The 795-nt window shown below is 54.1% G+C and carries 1 protein-coding gene; it reads left to right on the top strand.

Annotation, left to right across the window (positions count from 1 at the left end):
* Positions 1–11: 11 nt before the first annotated feature.
* A partial coding sequence (locus C3451_RS24175; RefSeq protein ID WP_124304494.1) for an IS5-like element IS903B family transposase occupies positions 12–795 on the top strand: 784 nt, incomplete at its 3' end.

Below are 795 nucleotides of genomic sequence, written 5' to 3'. Positions count from 1 at the left end.
CAGACCGTTCCGTGGCAAAGCAAAAGTTCAAAATCACCAACTGGCCCACCTACAATAAAGCCCTCATCAACCGTGGCTCCATAACTTTCTGGCTGGATGATGAAGCTATTCAGGCCTGGTATGAGTCAGCAACACCTTCTTCACGAGGCAGACCTCAGCGCTATTCTGACCTTGCCATCACGACTGTGCTGGTCATTAAACGCGTATTCAGGCTGACCCTGCGCGCTGCGCAGGGCTTTATTGATTCCATTTTTTCTCTGATGAACGTTCCGCTACGCTGCCCGGATTACAGCTGTGTCAGCAGGCGGGCAAAGCCGGTTAACGTCAGTTTCAAAATGCCCACCCGGGGTGAAATCGCACACCTGGTAATTGATTCCACCGGGCTGAAGGTCTTCGGTGAAGGCGAGTGGAAAGTCAAAAAGCATGGCCAGGAACGCCGCCGTATCTGGCGTAAGCTGCATCTCGCCGTTGACAGTAAAACACATGAAATCATCTGCGCTGACCTGTCGCTGAACAACGTTACGGACTCAGAGGCCTTCCCCGGGTTAATCCGGCAAACCCACCGGAAAATCAGGTCAGCCGCCGCCGATGGCGCTTACGATACCCGGCTATGTCACGATGAACTGCGGCGTAAGAAAATCAGCGCGCTTATCCCGCCCCGAAAAGGTGCGGGTTACTGGCCCGGTGAATATGCAGACCGTAACCGTGCAGTGGCTAATCAGCGAATGACCGGGAGTAATGCGCGGTGGAAATGGACAACAGATTACAACCGTCGCTCGATAGCGGAAACGGCGA

This window comes from Enterobacter sp. 301B, assembly GCF_003850715.1.
GTDB lineage: Bacteria > Pseudomonadota > Gammaproteobacteria > Enterobacterales > Enterobacteriaceae > Enterobacter > Enterobacter intestinihominis.
The sequence above is the reverse complement of the archived record's forward strand: the minus strand, read 5'-3'. Positions and strand labels throughout refer to the sequence as shown.